At 38.1% G+C, this 16,099-nt stretch carries 15 protein-coding genes and 2 pseudogenes; 2 read left to right on the top strand and 15 right to left on the bottom strand.

What is annotated here, in order from left to right:
* Positions 1–149 precede the first annotated feature (149 nt).
* From pyrE to AC1PU0_RS08085, 14 genes and pseudogenes are all read right to left on the bottom strand, one after another.
* Positions 150–785, bottom strand: a complete 636-nt coding sequence (pyrE, locus tag AC1PU0_RS08150) for an orotate phosphoribosyltransferase (RefSeq protein WP_069654846.1) — start codon at positions 783–785, stop codon at positions 150–152.
* Positions 785–1,501 carry an orotidine-5'-phosphate decarboxylase gene (gene pyrF, locus AC1PU0_RS08145; protein ID WP_069654845.1) on the bottom strand — a complete coding sequence of 239 codons (717 nt, stop codon included), beginning with the start codon at positions 1,499–1,501 and terminating at the stop codon, positions 785–787. The genes pyrE and pyrF overlap by 1 nt, the downstream gene beginning before the upstream one ends.
* Positions 1,498–2,427 (bottom strand): dihydroorotate dehydrogenase, encoded by a 930-nt coding sequence (locus AC1PU0_RS08140; RefSeq protein ID WP_111247916.1) that lies wholly within the window; start codon positions 2,425–2,427, stop codon positions 1,498–1,500. The genes pyrF and AC1PU0_RS08140 overlap by 4 nt, the downstream gene beginning before the upstream one ends.
* Entirely contained in the window at positions 2,424–3,206 is a 783-nt protein-coding gene (locus AC1PU0_RS08135; protein ID WP_206836392.1) for a dihydroorotate dehydrogenase electron transfer subunit, read from the bottom strand. The genes AC1PU0_RS08140 and AC1PU0_RS08135 overlap by 4 nt, the downstream gene beginning before the upstream one ends.
* Before the next feature lie 82 nt (positions 3,207–3,288).
* Positions 3,289–6,468, bottom strand: coding sequence for a carbamoyl-phosphate synthase large subunit (gene carB, locus AC1PU0_RS08130; protein ID WP_206850108.1), 3,180 nt, complete (start codon positions 6,466–6,468; stop codon positions 3,289–3,291).
* Positions 6,468–7,547 (bottom strand): carbamoyl phosphate synthase small subunit, encoded by a 1,080-nt coding sequence (locus tag AC1PU0_RS08125; RefSeq protein WP_206850109.1) that lies wholly within the window; start codon positions 7,545–7,547, stop codon positions 6,468–6,470. Before AC1PU0_RS08125 ends, carB begins: the two co-directional genes overlap by 1 nt.
* Before the next feature lie 2 nt (positions 7,548–7,549).
* Positions 7,550–8,833, bottom strand: a complete 1,284-nt coding sequence (locus AC1PU0_RS08120; RefSeq protein ID WP_206850110.1) for a dihydroorotase — start codon at positions 8,831–8,833, stop codon at positions 7,550–7,552.
* Positions 8,834–8,842: 9 nt separating this feature from the next.
* Complete coding sequence (locus AC1PU0_RS08115) at positions 8,843–9,769, bottom strand: aspartate carbamoyltransferase catalytic subunit (RefSeq protein ID WP_206850111.1); 927 nt, start codon at positions 9,767–9,769, stop codon at positions 8,843–8,845.
* Positions 9,770–9,807: 38 nt separating this feature from the next.
* Positions 9,808–11,094: a solute carrier family 23 protein gene (locus tag AC1PU0_RS08110; protein WP_206850112.1), complete on the bottom strand. Its 1,287-nt coding sequence runs from the start codon at positions 11,092–11,094 to the stop codon at positions 9,808–9,810.
* Between the two features lie 33 nt (positions 11,095–11,127).
* Positions 11,128–11,685, bottom strand: coding sequence for a bifunctional pyr operon transcriptional regulator/uracil phosphoribosyltransferase PyrR (gene pyrR, locus AC1PU0_RS08105; RefSeq protein ID WP_069654837.1), 558 nt, complete (start codon positions 11,683–11,685; stop codon positions 11,128–11,130).
* A gap of 430 nt (positions 11,686–12,115) precedes the next feature.
* The gene (locus AC1PU0_RS08100; RefSeq protein WP_069654836.1) at positions 12,116–13,021 is read right to left on the bottom strand and encodes an RluA family pseudouridine synthase; all 906 of its coding nucleotides are present in this window, start codon (positions 13,019–13,021) and stop codon (positions 12,116–12,118) included.
* Positions 13,022–13,045: 24 nt separating this feature from the next.
* Positions 13,046–13,483, bottom strand: a pseudogene (gene lspA, locus AC1PU0_RS08095) (signal peptidase II); the annotation flags it as partial.
* Between the two features lie 6 nt (positions 13,484–13,489).
* The gene (locus AC1PU0_RS08090) at positions 13,490–14,191 is read right to left on the bottom strand and encodes a CBS domain-containing protein (protein ID WP_069654834.1); all 702 of its coding nucleotides are present in this window, start codon (positions 14,189–14,191) and stop codon (positions 13,490–13,492) included.
* A gap of 220 nt (positions 14,192–14,411) precedes the next feature.
* On the bottom strand, positions 14,412–14,573 hold the full coding sequence (locus AC1PU0_RS08085; RefSeq protein WP_479998800.1) for a hypothetical protein: 162 nt from the start codon (positions 14,571–14,573) through the stop codon (positions 14,412–14,414).
* Between the two features lie 361 nt (positions 14,574–14,934).
* Between AC1PU0_RS08085 and AC1PU0_RS08080 the strand changes: the two genes are divergently transcribed.
* Positions 14,935–15,135, top strand: a complete 201-nt coding sequence (locus AC1PU0_RS08080; RefSeq protein WP_206850115.1) for a cold-shock protein — start codon at positions 14,935–14,937, stop codon at positions 15,133–15,135.
* A gap of 35 nt (positions 15,136–15,170) precedes the next feature.
* On the opposite strand, the gene AC1PU0_RS08075 is transcribed toward AC1PU0_RS08080, so the two are convergent.
* Positions 15,171–15,614 (bottom strand): EbsA family protein, encoded by a 444-nt coding sequence (locus AC1PU0_RS08075; protein ID WP_206850117.1) that lies wholly within the window; start codon positions 15,612–15,614, stop codon positions 15,171–15,173.
* An 83-nt stretch (positions 15,615–15,697) separates the two neighbouring features.
* Here AC1PU0_RS08075 and AC1PU0_RS08070 point away from each other — a divergent pair.
* Positions 15,698–16,094 (top strand): annotated as a pseudogene (locus tag AC1PU0_RS08070) (ribonuclease HI family protein).
* Positions 16,095–16,099: the final 5 nt, after the last annotated feature.

Below are 16,099 nucleotides of genomic sequence, written 5' to 3'. Positions count from 1 at the left end.
ACTGTATCCTAAAAAATATGAACAGTCAATTTTCAATAGCTGTTTTGCTATTTTTGTACTCAAAGTATATCATATTTGATGAATAATTCGGTCAAGAAAAAGCATAACCTTTGAATACGTAATCAAAAATCATGCTTCTTATATTATTCCTATTTATTTAACCAATTTTCCGGATCTTGTTTCCACTCTTTTAATAATGCTACATCGTTTTTTTCAATATAGTCTGATTCTAACGCCGCATCGATCAATGTTGAATAATTTGTTAGTGTTATTAAATCCATTTTTCGATGAGCAAAATTTTCTTTTCCTTTTGGTAATTCATACGTAAAGATAGCCGCCACACCTAAAACATCTGCCCCTTCACGTTCCGCCGCATCTGCCGCTTCTAAGACACTTCCGCCAGTTGAAATCAAATCTTCAATCACAACCATTTTTTGTCCTTTAAAAATTCGGCCTTCAATTTGATTGCCTTTCCCATGCTCTTTCGCTTTACTACGAACATAAACCATAGGTAAATCTAAGATGTCTGCTACCCAAGCAGCATGAGGAATCCCAGCTGTTGCAGTGCCAGCAATAACCTGGACATCAGGGTATTCTTTTTTGATTTTTTCTGCTAATCCTTTGGCAATATCTTTACGAACAATCGGATAGCTCATTGTAATCCGATTATCACAATAAATTGGGCTTTTGATTCCACTTGCCCATGTAAATGGTTCATTCGGACTTAAAAATACTGCTTCAATTTCTAATAAATCTTTCGCAATTTTTTTGGCTAATTCTGTCATTATCTTGCTCCATTCCACTCATTTTTTATTGATTGATAGGCTTCATATGGATTTTCAGCTTGTGTAATTGGTCGACCAACTACAATATAAGTTGAACCAATTTTTTTTGCCGCGATTGGTGTCACTACGCGCTGTTGATCTCCAACTTCACTGCCGCTTGGACGTATACCTGGTGTTAAGCAAACAAACGTTTCACTTGTCGCCTGATGAATGTCTTGTGCTTCTAATGCAGAACAAACCACACCGTCTAGTCCAGCTTTTTCCGTACATTTTGCATAATGCAACACGCTGTCTTTCAGAGGTACTTCGATCAATTGGTCTTCTTGCATTTCTTTTTCACTCGTTGAGGTGAGCTGTGTTACAGCAATCAAGATTGGCACTTTTGCTCCAGCTTTCGTCCCTTTTTTTAGTCCTGCTTTAGCGGCTTCCATCATCTTGACACCACCAGCAGCATGAACGTTTGTGATATCAACACCCAGTTTTGCTAAACCAATCATTGATTTCTCAACGGTGTTAGGGATGTCGTGTAACTTTAAATCAAGAAAAACAGAATGACCTAGCCCTTTCAACCAGCGGACGATTTCAGGTCCTTCTTGATAAAACAGTTCCATCCCTATCTTAACGAATAACGATTCTTCTTTGGGGAAATTGTCTAAAAACGCTTCTACTTCTGCTTTTGATGGGAAATCTAGTGCGATAATCGGTCGTTGACTCATCGATTTTTCCCCTCTCTAACTTCTTTTATTAGTTGTTCCAATGATTCGATGCCAAGTTCTGCCATTCTACTAGGTAAAGCATCAATCAATTTCGGACAGATATATGGATCGGTAAAATTAGCAGTTCCAACGGCTACCGCACTCGCTCCAGCCATAAACATCTCTAAGACATCATCCACTGTTTGGACTCCGCCCATGCCGATAATTGGTAAACTAGAAATTTGTGAAACCTGATGAATCAAACGAATGGCTACAGGTTTGATTGCTGGACCCGATAATCCTCCTGTTTGATTCGCTAAAATTGGACGACGGGTCTTTAGATCGATCCGCATGCCTAAAAGTGTATTGATCATCGAAAAACCATCTGCACCTCCAGCTTCTATTGCTTTAGCTACAGGCACAATATCTGTCACGTTCGGGGAAAGTTTTACGTAAATCGGAACTTTTGCTACTTTTTTGACAGCTTGAGTTAGTTGAAATGCCACTTCTGGATCAGTTCCAAAGGCAATCCCACCGTGTTTTACATTTGGACATGAAATATTTAGTTCTATTGCTTTGACATTTGGTGCGTCACCGATTTTAGTACACACTTCAACATAGTCTTCTTCACAAGCTCCCGCAACATTGGCAATGATTGGTATATCATACGCTTCTAATGCCGGGAGTTTCGTATTTATGACTACATCTAAACCAGGATTTTGTAGGCCTATCGCATTTAACATTCCGCTAGGTGTTTCAGCTACTCTTGGCGTAGCATTTCCAAAACGTGCTTGTGGCGTTGTCGCTTTGATCATGATGGAGCCAAGTTTGCCTAGATCATAGTATTTAGCATATTCTTCACCAAACCCAAAACAACCACTAGCAGGAATGATTGGATTTTTAAGTTCTAACCCAGGAATACTGATTGCTAACGAATTATTCATCATAAAACCACCTCGCTGGCTCTAAAAATCGGCCCTTCATCACAAACTTTGACGCTTTTTGTCCCTGTTTCATCATCTGGCACGTGACAAACACAGGCATAACAAGCTCCCATACCACAGGCCATTCGTTGCTCTAAAGAGAGAAAAACATTTGGATTATCGGAAAAAACTTGTGCCACCATTTTTAACATACCATTGGCACCACAAGCATAAACAGCATCTGGTTGCTCTTTTTCAACTGCATCTAACAACAAATTACCAACATTTCCTTGAACACCGAACGAACCGTCGTCAGTCGCAAAACGTGTATCACCTAGAGCGATAAATTCATCCTGAAAGTAAGCAACCTCTTTAGAGGCATAACCAAGAAAATGTACAACGTCAACCCCTCTTTGCTTCAATTGTTTTGACAGCTCATACATCGGTGGAATACCGATCCCACCACCAATTACATAGGCTTTTTGACCTACCGTTAAACAGTCAACATCGAAGCCATTTCCCAAAGGACCCATCACATCTAGAGAATCTCCTGATGTGAGTTCAGAAAAAATTTTAGTCCCATCCCCTTCAGTTCTGTAGATGATTGTACAAGTTTTCGCTTTTTTATCAATTTGGTTGAGGCTGATTGGTCTTCTTAAAAGCATATCTGCTCTAGGGACTTTTATATGGATAAACTGCCCAGGTTTTTCCATTTCATTGACTAAATCACCCGTCAATGTCATTTGGAAAATTCTAGGTGCTAATTGTTTTTGAGAGAGGATGGTCATTAGTTCCTGTTTCATTTATGATACTCCTTTACAACTTTTTATTGTACTAGAATAGGTTAGGATGTGACTCACAACGTGATGACCCAACCTCAAGAAATTAGATTGATTTAGTTGAAAATGCTCGTGATTCTAAGACTTTTAAAATGGCTTCTGCCGTATCAAGAGAGGTGAAAAGTGGAACCCCGTGTTCTATCGCTTCTCGACGAATCAAAAATCCATCTTGATTTAGATCCGAGCGATTTTTATCCATCGTATTAACAACTACTTGTGCTTCACCATTACGAATCAAGTCAAGAACTGTCTCTCCCCCTTGATTTATTTTAAGAACCGTCTTCACTAGTAGGCCATATTCCGCAAAAAATTCTGCCGTCCCTTTGGTTGCAATCAAGCTATAACCAATCTCATTGAAACGCTTCGCTAATGCCAATGATTCTTCTTTCGTTTCATCCCCTATAGTAAATAATACAGCTCCAAAACTTGGCAAGTGAAGTCCAGAAGCCTCAAAAGCTTTATATAATGCTTTTTCTAAACTGTAATCTGATCCCATCACTTCGCCCGTTGATTTCATTTCAGGTCCTAAGTACGTGTCTACTTTTTGAAGTTTCGTAAAAGAAAATACGGGCGCTTTAATGTGTACTTGTTGGCTTTCAGGATATAAACCATCTTTATAGCCTAAATCTGTTAGTTTTTCACCAAGAATTACTTTTGTTGCTACTTGAGCCATCGGAATTCCAGTAATTTTGCTTAAGAATGGCGCTGTTCGACTAGCTCGAGGGTTGACTTCAATTACGTAAACTTTTTCTTCATGAATAACGAATTGACTATTCATCATACCGACACAATTTAGTCCAATTGCCAATTTTCTTGTGTAATCAGAAATTGTTTGTTGAATTTCTTTGGATAAAGTTTGCGGAGGATAGACTGCCATAGAATCACCGGAATGAACTCCTGCGCGCTCTATATGTTCCATTATTCCTGGAATCAACACTGTTTGACCATCACAAATTGCATCAACTTCGCATTCTTTACCTATTAAATAACTATCGACTAGTACAGGATGTTCTGGAGAAGCTTTTACAGCATTGCTCATGTAATCTTCTAAATCAGTTTGATTCTCAACAATCTCCATCGCCCGACCACCAAGAACATAACTTGGGCGAACTAAAACAGGATAACCAATTTTATTTGCCACTGCCACCGCCTCTGCAGCACTGGTCGCAGTATCACCAGGCGGTTGCGGAATATCTAGTTCTTGTAATGCTTGTTCAAACAAATCACGATTTTCAGCTCGATCTAGATCATCTATTGACGTTCCAAGAATCTTCACCCCTTGTCTTACTAAAGGTTCCGCTAGGTTGATTGCGGTTTGGCCGCCGAACTGAACAATAACACCCATTGGTTGCTCTAGTTCGATTACATTCATCACATCTTCTAGTGTTAATGGCTCAAAATAAAGTTTATCTGAAATTGAGAAATCTGTTGAAACAGTTTCAGGATTACTATTCATAATAATTGCTTCAAAGCCTGCTTCCTGAATCGCTTTTACAGAGTGAACCGTTGCATAGTCAAACTCTACTCCTTGACCAATTCTGATAGGACCTGAACCCAGAACTAATACAGAAGGTTTTTCAGAGGGAATACTTTCATTTTCAGATTCATAAGTGCTGTAAAAGTAAGGCGTTTGAGATTCAAACTCTGCAGCACAAGTATCGACCATTTTATAAATAGGGAGAATCTTTTGTTCATGACGAAACTTCCTAACCGTCTGTTCTGTGACTTCCCATAATTCAGCAATTTTTCGATCGGTAAAACCGTTTTGTTTTGCTTCTTTCAAACGTTCGACATCGTTGATATTCTCTTGTAATGCCGTTTCTAATTCAAAAATGTGCAGCAGTTTATCTAAGAAGAATAAATCAATCTTGGTAAGCATGGCCAGATCCTCAATCGTAAATCCTCTTCGAATAGCTTCTGATAGGTAGAATAATCGGTCATCTTGAGCTTTCACAATTTTTTCAGTCAATAGCTCATCGCTAACGTTTTCGATTTCTGTTAATTCGTTATGGTATGCGCCGATTTCAAGCGAACGAACCGCTTTTAATAACGACTCTTCGATGTTTCGTCCTATCGCCATCACTTCGCCAGTCGCCTTCATTTGTGTTCCTAAGCGTCGTTCCCCTTTTTCAAATTTGTCAAAGGGCCAACGAGGAATCTTTGCAACAACGTAATCCAACGCTGGTTCAAATTCAGCATAAGTTGTTTCTGTAACTGGATTTTTCATTTCATCTAAAGTTAAGCCTACAGCGATTTTCGCAGCTAGTTTCGCAATTGGGTACCCGGTTGCTTTACTAGCTAAGGCTGAGGACCGAGAGACGCGAGGATTTACTTCAATCACATAATAGTTGAAACTGTGAGGGTCTAACGCTAATTGAACATTGCAGCCTCCTTCTATTTTCAAAGCTCTAATGATTTTAAGGGATGCATCACGGAGCATTTGATATTCATAATCAGATAAGGTTTGGCTTGGTGCAAAAACGATTGAGTCTCCTGTATGGATTCCAACTGGATCGAAGTTTTCCATGTTACACACAACAATCGCATTATCCGCTGAATCGCGCATTACTTCATATTCAATTTCCTTAAAACCGGCGATACTTTTTTCAATCAAGCATTGTGTTGCAGGAGATAATTTCAGACCATTTTCAGCAATGATCCGCAATTCTTCTTCGTTATCACACATTCCACCGCCAGTTCCACCTAAAGTGAATGCAGGACGTACGATAATTGGATAGCCAATTGTATTAGCAAATGCTACTGCTTGTTCAACAGTGTTGACAATTTCACTTTCAGGAATAGGTTGATTTAACTCTTCCATCAGTTGCTTAAATAGATCGCGGTCTTCAGCTTGGTCAATTGCCTCTAATTTTGTTCCTAATAATTCCACTTTCAGTTCGTCTAAAATACCAGAAGCCGCTAGTTCCATTGCCATATTCAGACCCGTTTGTCCACCTAAAGTAGGCAATAATGCATCTGGACGTTCTTTTCTCAAAATACGTGAGACAAATTCTAATGTGATAGGTTCGATATAAACGTGATCCGCAATTTCTTTGTCCGTCATAATGGTCGCTGGATTTGAATTGACCAAAACGACTTCGTATCCTTCTTCTTTTAAAGCAAGACATGCCTGTGTGCCGGCATAATCAAATTCTGCGGCTTGGCCGATAATAATTGGCCCCGAACCAATAACCATGATTTTTTTGATATCTGATCTTTTTGGCATTAGTCTTGCTCCTTCCATGCATCCATTAATTCCATAAATTCGTCAAATAAATGAAGCCCGTCATGAGGTCCTGGAGCCGCATCTGGATGATATTGCACTGTGAAGGCTGGGTATTGGCGATGTCTGACTCCTTCAACAGAACCATCATTTACTTCAACGTGAGTAATGAATAATTTTTCAGGATCAACGGTTGTTTCATCTACTGCATAACCGTGATTTTGAGAAGTAAAGTCGATTCTTCCTGTTGCAATTTCTTTAACTGGATGGTTTAATCCTCGATGACCAAATTTCATCTTGTAGGTATCGGCTCCGTTCGCTAAGGCAAACAGCTGATGACCTAGACAAATGCCAAAAATCGGTACTTTCCCTTGAATCGCTTGAATCATTTCAAGTGCTTCTGGTACATCTTTTGGATCTCCAGGTCCATTTGTCAGCATGACACCATCTGGTGAAAGCTCTAAAATTGTTTCAGCAGTGGTATTATACGGTAAAACAGTTAAGTTGCACTGACGTTTGGATAACTCACGTAATATACTATGTTTTAACCCAAAATCAACCACGACAACATTTCGACCGATACCTGGACTTGGATATGGTTTTGTTGTAGATACTTGAGCGACTTGATTCTTTGGTAAAACCGTTGCCTTTAACTGATCAAATTCATGTGTCAAGTCGTCATCTGCATCAACAAAAGCAGCTTTCATTGTCCCGACTGAGCGAAGTTTTCGTGTTAGAGCTCGAGTATCAATTCCAGAAATCCCAGGAATTCCTTTTCTTTTTAAAAATTCATCCAATGTCATTTGAGCACGCCAATTTGAAGCAAGTCTTGCATGTTCTTTAACGACTACTCCTTTACATGTTGGCGAAATCGATTCATAATCATCACGATTAACACCATAATTTCCAACCATCGGATAGGTAAATGTAATAATTTGACCATTGAAACTTTGATCAGTGATTGTTTCTTGATAGCCTGTCATGCTTGTTGTAAATACAACTTCGCCAACAACATTAACAGCTGCACCAAACGCTTTTCCTTCAAAAACAGTTCCGTCTTCTAGTATCAATAGTCGTTTCAAATTTATGCATCTCCCTTAGACCAAGCTGATTGTCCATCAACAAAGGTCATTAATGTGTTCCCTTTTACTTTCCAGCCAACAAATGGAGTATTGATTCCCATCGACTCAAAATCTTTATCATCAATTGCTTCTTCCAACTCTAAATCGAAAACGGCAATGTCTGCTTGAGCACCTATTGTGAGTGTCCCTGCGTCTATACCGAAAATTTCAGCAGGCTTGGTTGCCATCCAGTTGATCACTTGTTCTAAGGTAAATTTTCCTGTTTCAACAAAGTGGGTATAAATTAATTGAAATGCAGTCTCACTTCCAACAATGCCAAATGGTGCTTTTAGAAACGTTTGATTTTTTTCTTCTAAGCCATGGGGGGCGTGGTCTGTTGCAATGCAGTCAATCGTGCCATCCAATAATCCTTCGATTAAAGCATCTCGATCTGAGATTGCTCTAAGTGGCGGATTCATTTTCCAAAAACCATTGTCTTCTGGGATATCTTCATCAACTAAAATCAAATGGTGCGGAGCAACTTCTGCTGTTACGTGAATTCCAGCTTTCTTTGCATCGCGAATTACACGAACACTTTCTTGTGTAGAGACGTGACAGACATGGTAGTGAACACCTGTTTCTCCTGCTAAAACGACGTCTCGAGCAATCTGTGAAGCTTCAGTAGAGCTTAAAATCCCAGGTAACCCCAGTTTTTTTGAGATTTCTCCTTCGTGCATTACCCCACCAAAAAGAAGTGATTCATCTTCTGTATGAGCCACGATCGCCATATCGTTCGCTGCCGCTTCTTTCATTGCAAGATACATTGTCCCAGCTGTTTGTACCCCTACGCCATCATTTGTAAATGCAAAAGCCCCAACTTCTTTTAACGCTTTTTGATCAGTCAATATTTCGCTGCGTAATTCTTCTGTAATTGGTGCATACTGTAGAACTTTTACTACCGCATTTTCTTCAATGATTTTGTATACTTCTTTTAATTTTTCCACAGTATCAGGGACAGGATTTAAGTTAGGCATCGCGCAAACGGTTGTATATCCACCTCTTGCAGCTGATTTACTACCTGTTTCGATTGTTTCTTTGTACGTAAAGCCCGGCTCTCTTAGATGCACATGTACATCAACTAATCCAGGTGTCATCAATTGTCCTTTAGCATCATAAACTTTTTCAAAGGTACTTTCTTCAAAAGATGTTCCGATTGCTTTGATCTTGCCATCTTCAATCCAAATTTCTGCTGGTATAAATTGATTGTCTTTTTTTACGATTCTGCCATTTTTGATAAGTGTTTTCATTTTGTTTACCTATGCCTTTCCGTGTAATACTGCCTCTAAAATTGCCATTCTCATATAAACGCCGTTACTCATCTGTTGGATGATTCTGGATTGAATCCCTTCAACTAAAGAATCTGAAAGCTCTACGTCACGATTGACAGGCGCTGGATGCATGATAACCGCATGTTTTTGTAATTGTTTTGCTCGTTCAACCGTTAAACCGTATTGCTGATGATACTCCTCTTTCGAAAACAGTTCTGATCCATCATGACGCTCATGTTGTACTCTAAGTAGCATCATAACATCTACTGTTTCGATCACTTCATCTAATGGCATATAATGTCCATACGCTTCAAATTGCTTATCGTACCACTCTTCTGGCCCTGAGAAAAAGATTGTTGCTCCTAATCGTTTTAGCATCTGCATGTTGGATTTTGCAACTCGGGAATGAGTGATATCGCCCACGATTGCGATTTTTAATCCTTCAAAGTGTTTAAATTCTTCATAAATTGTCATTAAATCTAGTAGACATTGAGTAGGATGCTGTCCACTACCATCTCCACCATTGATAATGGAACACTGGATTGTTTTACTTTGGATCAGTTCATCGTAATAATTTTCTTCCCCGTGACGAATGACTGCCACATCCACTCCGATTGCCGACATAGTCAGCACTGTATCATAAAGCGTCTCACCTTTTTTTACCGAGCTCATACTTTCTTCGAACTCGATGACTTCGATGCCTAATTTTTTCTCTGCAACATCGAAGCTCTTGTGCGTCCGTGTACTATTTTCAAAGAATAAATTTGTCGCAAAATATTGCTTTTTCTCCGGTTGCCAAGTCGCTCCTTGTTTAAACTCTTGCGCACGGTGAATCAAGCCCATTACTTCTTGATCACTTAATGCTTCTACTGTTAAAAGATGTTTTAAACTGATACGTTCAGATGTGATGATCATTCGTTTTCCTCCTTATTAACAAAGCTGAAAGAGCTTGGTTAGACAGATTTTTCTTCGCTACGTGCTGTTTCAGGTAAAATTAAGTTCAAAATAATGCCTAAAACTGTTGCTAAAGCCATTGATGATAACTCAAAAGTATCCAATTTAAAGACTAAACCGCCGATACCGATAACTAGAATCACTGAGGCAATCAGTAAATTCTTTTTCTTATCAAAATTAATTTGATTATCAATCAAGATTTTCAACCCACTAGCAGCAATAACTCCGAATAAAACAAAGCTGATTCCTGAAATGACTGGACCGGGGATACTTAAAATGATTGCACTTAATTTCCCTACAAAACCAAGCCCAACAGCGAAGACTGCGGCACCTGCAATAACGAACACACTGTGTACTCGCGTAATGGCTAACACTCCGATGTTTTCTCCATAACTTGTGACTGGAGGTCCGCCAACTAAACCAGCAACGATTTGAGCAGCACCATCACCCATCAAGGTTTTTGATAAACCTGGATCTTGGAAAAAATTCCGTTTAGTCAGTTTGTTTAAAACCATTAAATGTCCGATATGCTCTGTCATCGTAACAAAGGCGATGGGTGCCATTGTTGTGATTGCGTTTAAATGTAGTTTTGGTTGATATTGAACAAAAGGGACTTCAAAATTGGGCATAGCAATCCATGCTGCATTTTTAATTGGTTCGACATCTACGATACCGAACAATAACGCAACGAGGTAGCCACTTACGATGCCAAGTAAAATAGGAATCAACCCCAGAAATCCTTTGAAAAACATGTTATAGAAAATTGTTAAACCAAGTGTGATCAGTGCGACTGCAATGAATTTAAAATCATATTCGCCTTTGTTAAACATCGCATTATTTGCAGCATTGGAGGCAAGCCCTAATCCGATGACCATCACGACTGGACCGACTACAATTGGTGGTAAAATTTTGTCCAGCCAAGCTGATCCGATTTTACTGATTATAATAGAAACGATTAGGTACACTAATCCTGTTGTGATAGCCCCTTGTGCGATTGCTGGGTAGCCATCGCTTTTCATCAGCATCTGCATAGCTGCGATAAACGCAAAGCTACTTCCTAAATAAGCAGGAATTTTTCCTTTTGTTACGAATAAATAGACTATTGTTCCAAGTCCTGAACTTACTAACGCAATTCCAGGATCGATTCCTACTAATATTGGCACTAAAACTGTTGCACCAAACATTGTGAATAAATGCTGTAAACTTAAACCGACCCAATGTGTTGCCTTTGGTCTATCATGAATATCTAAAACTGCTTCATCATTACGAAATTCTTTTTCTGTCATCTTAACCTACCCTATCTTTGCTATTGTATTTGACTACTCTTCTGTGCTTGCGATCAGAATTCGATCTGCGCCATCTTTTTCTTCTACTTCAACAATGATTTCTTCTGCCATTGAAGTTGGTATATTTTTCCCAACGTAATCTGCTCGAATTGGAAGTTCTCTATGCCCTCTATCCACTAGGACTGCCAATGAAATCTTTCTTGGTCGACCAAGATCCATCACTGCATCCATCGCTGCTCGAATCGTCCGACCAGTAAAGAGTACATCATCGATCAAAATCACTTCTTTCCCTTCTAATGAAACTGGAATATCAGACGAGTGTAGTTCTGGTTCTTCTAATGAACGTTCTTTCATAGATTGTCCGTCCATATCGTCGCGATACAAGGTAATATCCAATTCACCTACTGGAACTTCAGTGTGCTCCAATTGCTTCAAGCGTTCAGCTATTCTTTGAGCGATATAAATACCACGTGTTTTGATGCCCACCAATACGATATCTTGGATTCCTTTGTTTCTTTCGATAATTTCATAAGTGATTCTTGTTAACGCTCGTTTCATCGTTACTGCATCAACGACTTCTTTTCCTTGCATTTTTTCTCCTCCTAAAAATATAGTTTTTACCGATGCCTTATGAGCTTCCTGTTTCAGTGTAAAGGCGTTACACTTGCTCTTTTTCATGTGTATCTGTTTTTCCTAATTTTAAGTAGTTGAGGATATTTGGGAATGCAGTACTTATGGTAGCTTCGCTCACTTCGTTCGCCAAGTACTGTTCGTCATCTGTTCTGCAAAGCAGTCGCAATGATTCACAGCAATTCACACCAAACAAAAAATCCTCCCACCCGCGTTCGGATAGGAGGATTGAATTATCTATACAAAGATACCATTCAATTCACACAGATTTTTTCTAAGCGCACCTAGAAATTGTTCTGCATGTCTCCTTCTTAGCCTCACGGGACTACTCTTAAAGGATTACTTATTTAATTTTCTTTCTAAAACAGTGTACCTTTTCTTTTAAAATAAATCAATCATTATTTCTTAATTGGTCTAAAGTTTTTTCGAAAAGTTCAGGTAAAGGTGCTTCAAAGACCATCATTTGGCCAGTTGTAGGATGTTTGAACCCTAAAACTTCAGCATGTAAAAATTGTCCATTGCCTTTTAACGTTTTTCTTGGACCGTATAATGGATCACCAGCCACTGGATAGCCGATGTATTTCATATGCACACGAATTTGATGTGTGCGTCCAGTTTCTAATTGTAGTTGAAGTAACGTAAAACCTTCAAACCGTTCTAAGACTTCAAAATGTGTCACCGCAGGTTTTCCGCCTTCTATAACAGCTTGCATCTTCCGATCATTTTTTGAACGACCGATTGGGGCATTGATTTCACCTTTATCATGTGATATTTCACCATGAACCAAGGCAATATATTTTCTAAGTGACGTTTTATCCTTTAGTTGTTCTGCTAAAGCAATATGTGCTTTATCATTTTTGGCAACCATCAATAAGCCTGAGGTGTCTTTATCGATACGGTGAACAATACCAGGACGAATGATTCCATTGATTGAAGACAAGTCCTTTATGTGGTATAACAAAGCATTTACAAGCGTCCCATTCTGATGTCCTGCCGATGGGTGAACGACCATCCCTTGTGGTTTATTAACGACTAATACATCATCATCTTCATACACGATTTCAATTGGAATATTTTCTGCAACAACATCAAGTTCTTCTGGTTCAGGCACATTGATACTGATCTCGTCGTTTTCTTTTACTTTATAATTTGAGCGAGTAATATCACCATTGACGGTTATATTTTGGTCTTTTAACCACTGCTGAATTTGCGAACGGGAGTGATTTTTCAATAAATCACTTAGAACTTTATCAATCCGTCCTTTTTCTTGTTTTATTTTTACATTAATTTGTTCCATTTTTTCCATCCTTCGCTCTTTTTCGTCTAAAACCAAATAAATAAAAATACATATCACGCCAACTACTAGCGCAGAGTCAGCAACATTGAATATAGGAAAGCTAATAAATTCTGTTTGGAACATATCAACAACAAAACCTAGACGAATGCGATCGATAAAATTACCGATAGCGCCCGCTAAGACTAAACTCAAACCGACTGTAAACCATTTACTTCCATTAATATTTTTTACTAAGATATACAACACTACGGCTACCACAATTACCGTAACAATATAGAAAAACCACATTTTCCCTTCTAAAAGGCTCCAAGCGGCACCTGTATTTCGAAGGTAAGTAAACGATAATACCCCTGGGATAAACTCTTTTGTTTCGCCCAATGGAATATTGGCTACCGTTAAATATTTGACCCACTGATCTAAACCGACCAATACTGCACTGATAATTAAATAAACTGCTAACAACGGCTTTCATTCCTTCTCTAAATTATTATATAGGTCTCTTGGACGGATAATACCAAGCAAACTGCCATTTGGATTGCCATCTTTAGTAATCAAGATGGCTTCTAATCTGATTTGACTCACAAACATTTCTTCAACTTGAAACACCGTTGTTTCTTTACTGACAAATTGGTAATTGTTCTCTTTATAATTACTTACCAAAAGTTCAGAAGCGTTTCTTCCTTCTAATTGGATATCTCCTTTTGAACTTTCGATCGCTAACCAAATTCCTAATCCTCGAACAGTTATCAACCCTTTAAATATCCCACTGTCATAGATTGGAAATTGCGAATACTGTTTACGAGCTACAATTGATAAAATTTCTTTAACCGAAATAGTTAAATCGAATCCAGTTACCTTTTTTGCAAAACGTGGTAAAACTTTTTCAGGACTAAGCAGAGATTTCTCAATTTCCAGCATGCGATTAACTGCCCATTCATTCGGTTCGGCTATTACAAAATCAGTTGAAATCTGTTCATGAACAATCGCATTTCGCAGTTGAGCCATCTGCAATAAATCATCTTGAAAAAGCGGGACTTGACTGTCTTTTTTTCTTGATAGTCTACGAACCATTTCGCTGAACCCCATATTTGTTGGATTATTTAATTGTTCACGAAACCACTTTTCAATGCGGTTAAAACTGCTTAAAAACTCTTCAGCTCTATCGCCCATCATATTTTCTCCTTGATTACATATGCTTTATTTAATATTGACAATACATAAATAAAATACACCACAAGTAACAGTATGATTCCAAAGATGTTTAAATGTAGCACTGGAACCAATAACATGCCAGTGAAGAGTATAACATAAATTGAGATCAGTGTTGGGTTCATCGTAACTTCTAACTCTACTGTCTGACCCAAATCTCGCACCGTTATGGGGGTACTTTTCATAAAGAAAAAGCAGCCTGAATTGTGCATTCCGTTTCATTTGTTTCAACTTGTTTTGTTTCGTTATGGCTTAAATAAAACCATTTTATGTCATTTCTTCTTATCTCGATTGGACTGCCCATCCCATAAAATCCGGTATTTCTAGTACAACGAATATTCATGTTGATTCCTCCTCGAGCTTTAGTTTAAAGTATATAACAAAAATCCGCGTACTGGAAGAAGGAAGTTAATTTTATGTGAATTAAATAGAAAGGCTTTGCAACCAAACCAATTGATTTACTGCTTTTATTATAAAAATTAATTAAACATTTTGAACAGTTTTTACATGTGTTTTCCCATAATCCGTCGACTTTCCCGAACATTATTCAATTAAAACAAGCTCTTCGATGTGTTATCTCACAATATACTGTATCTTTTAAACCATTTCCGTCAAAAAGATGACTTTTTTGCAAAAGATTGACGGCTTCCTTTTTTCACTTTATAATGATGAAAGACTTTAGAAAATAAAGGAGCGTGATTTGAATGGAAAAAGGGTTCGTCAAGTGGTTCGATAATAGAAAAGGTTATGGCTTTATTGGTTACAATGAAGACGAGGAAATCTTTGTTCATTTCACAGCAATCGAAGAAGATGGCTTTAAGTCTTTAGAAGAAAATCAAGCTGTTGAATTTCAAGTAATGGAAGGTACACGTGGCTTGCAAGCCGCTCATGTGAAGAAAATATAGAAAAAACAGCACTCTGCTAAGCAGAATGCTGTTTTTTAATAGTGTTTACTAATAGTTAAATCTGGGTCCTCAATAATTTGTGCCTTAAACAACGTTTGGTTCTTGATAGCTTCTATAAAAGTTGTCTTATTTTTTTTTGTCATAATAAACATCTGTGTCTCTTCTTTAAACCCAGGAGCTTTTATTTCAATACATTTAGATCCCACTCGAATTATTTCAATTGCTGATAATGGTATTTTTTTACGTCTTACTGGTAAGATTGCATGAATGATCAAGTACTCGTCTTCTACAATAAAATAACGATTATGCCCCAGTAATACAAAGAAAAAGAAAATACCTAACACAACGTTACTAATCAAATAAGGACGAGTGTGTTCCAATGTCAAAATCAAACTTAAAAATAAAATGCCAAATGTACAGGACCAATAAATTATCGCTGATGATAATTCTGGTTGCCAATGATAGACTCTTTTCTTCATGTAGCGACCCCTTAATAGAAATTCAGTATGTTATAATAGTACCACATTTCAACTTTTAACAAAAAGAAAATAAGGAGACTTTTATGTTACGAATATATGTCGATGCTGGCAACAAAAGGAAATCCAGGTCCTAGTGGTGGCGGTATCGTTATTGTAGGTGATGCACTACACGAGCAAATCCACACCTTTCTTGGAGAGTGTTCCAACCATGAAGCTGAATTTAAAGTTTTTATTAACGCTCTACAATTGATCATTGAAAAAAGACAAAACAATCAAACTGTGTTGATCCATTCCGATAGTAAAATCGTTGTACAAACGATTGAAAAAAAACATGCTAAAAACCCATTATTCCAACCTTATCTATATACTTTTCAAGAATTAGAAAGTCAGTTCCCACTATTATTGGTAAAATGGCTACCTGAAAGCCAGAATAAAGGTGCAGATACTCTAGCAAAACAGGCGCTACAAAAATACTCGTAATATTT

It is taken from the genome of Enterococcus sp. XAF26B05_ASV22 (genome assembly GCF_056727285.1).
The sequence above is the reverse complement of the archived record's forward strand: the minus strand, read 5'-3'. Positions and strand labels throughout refer to the sequence as shown.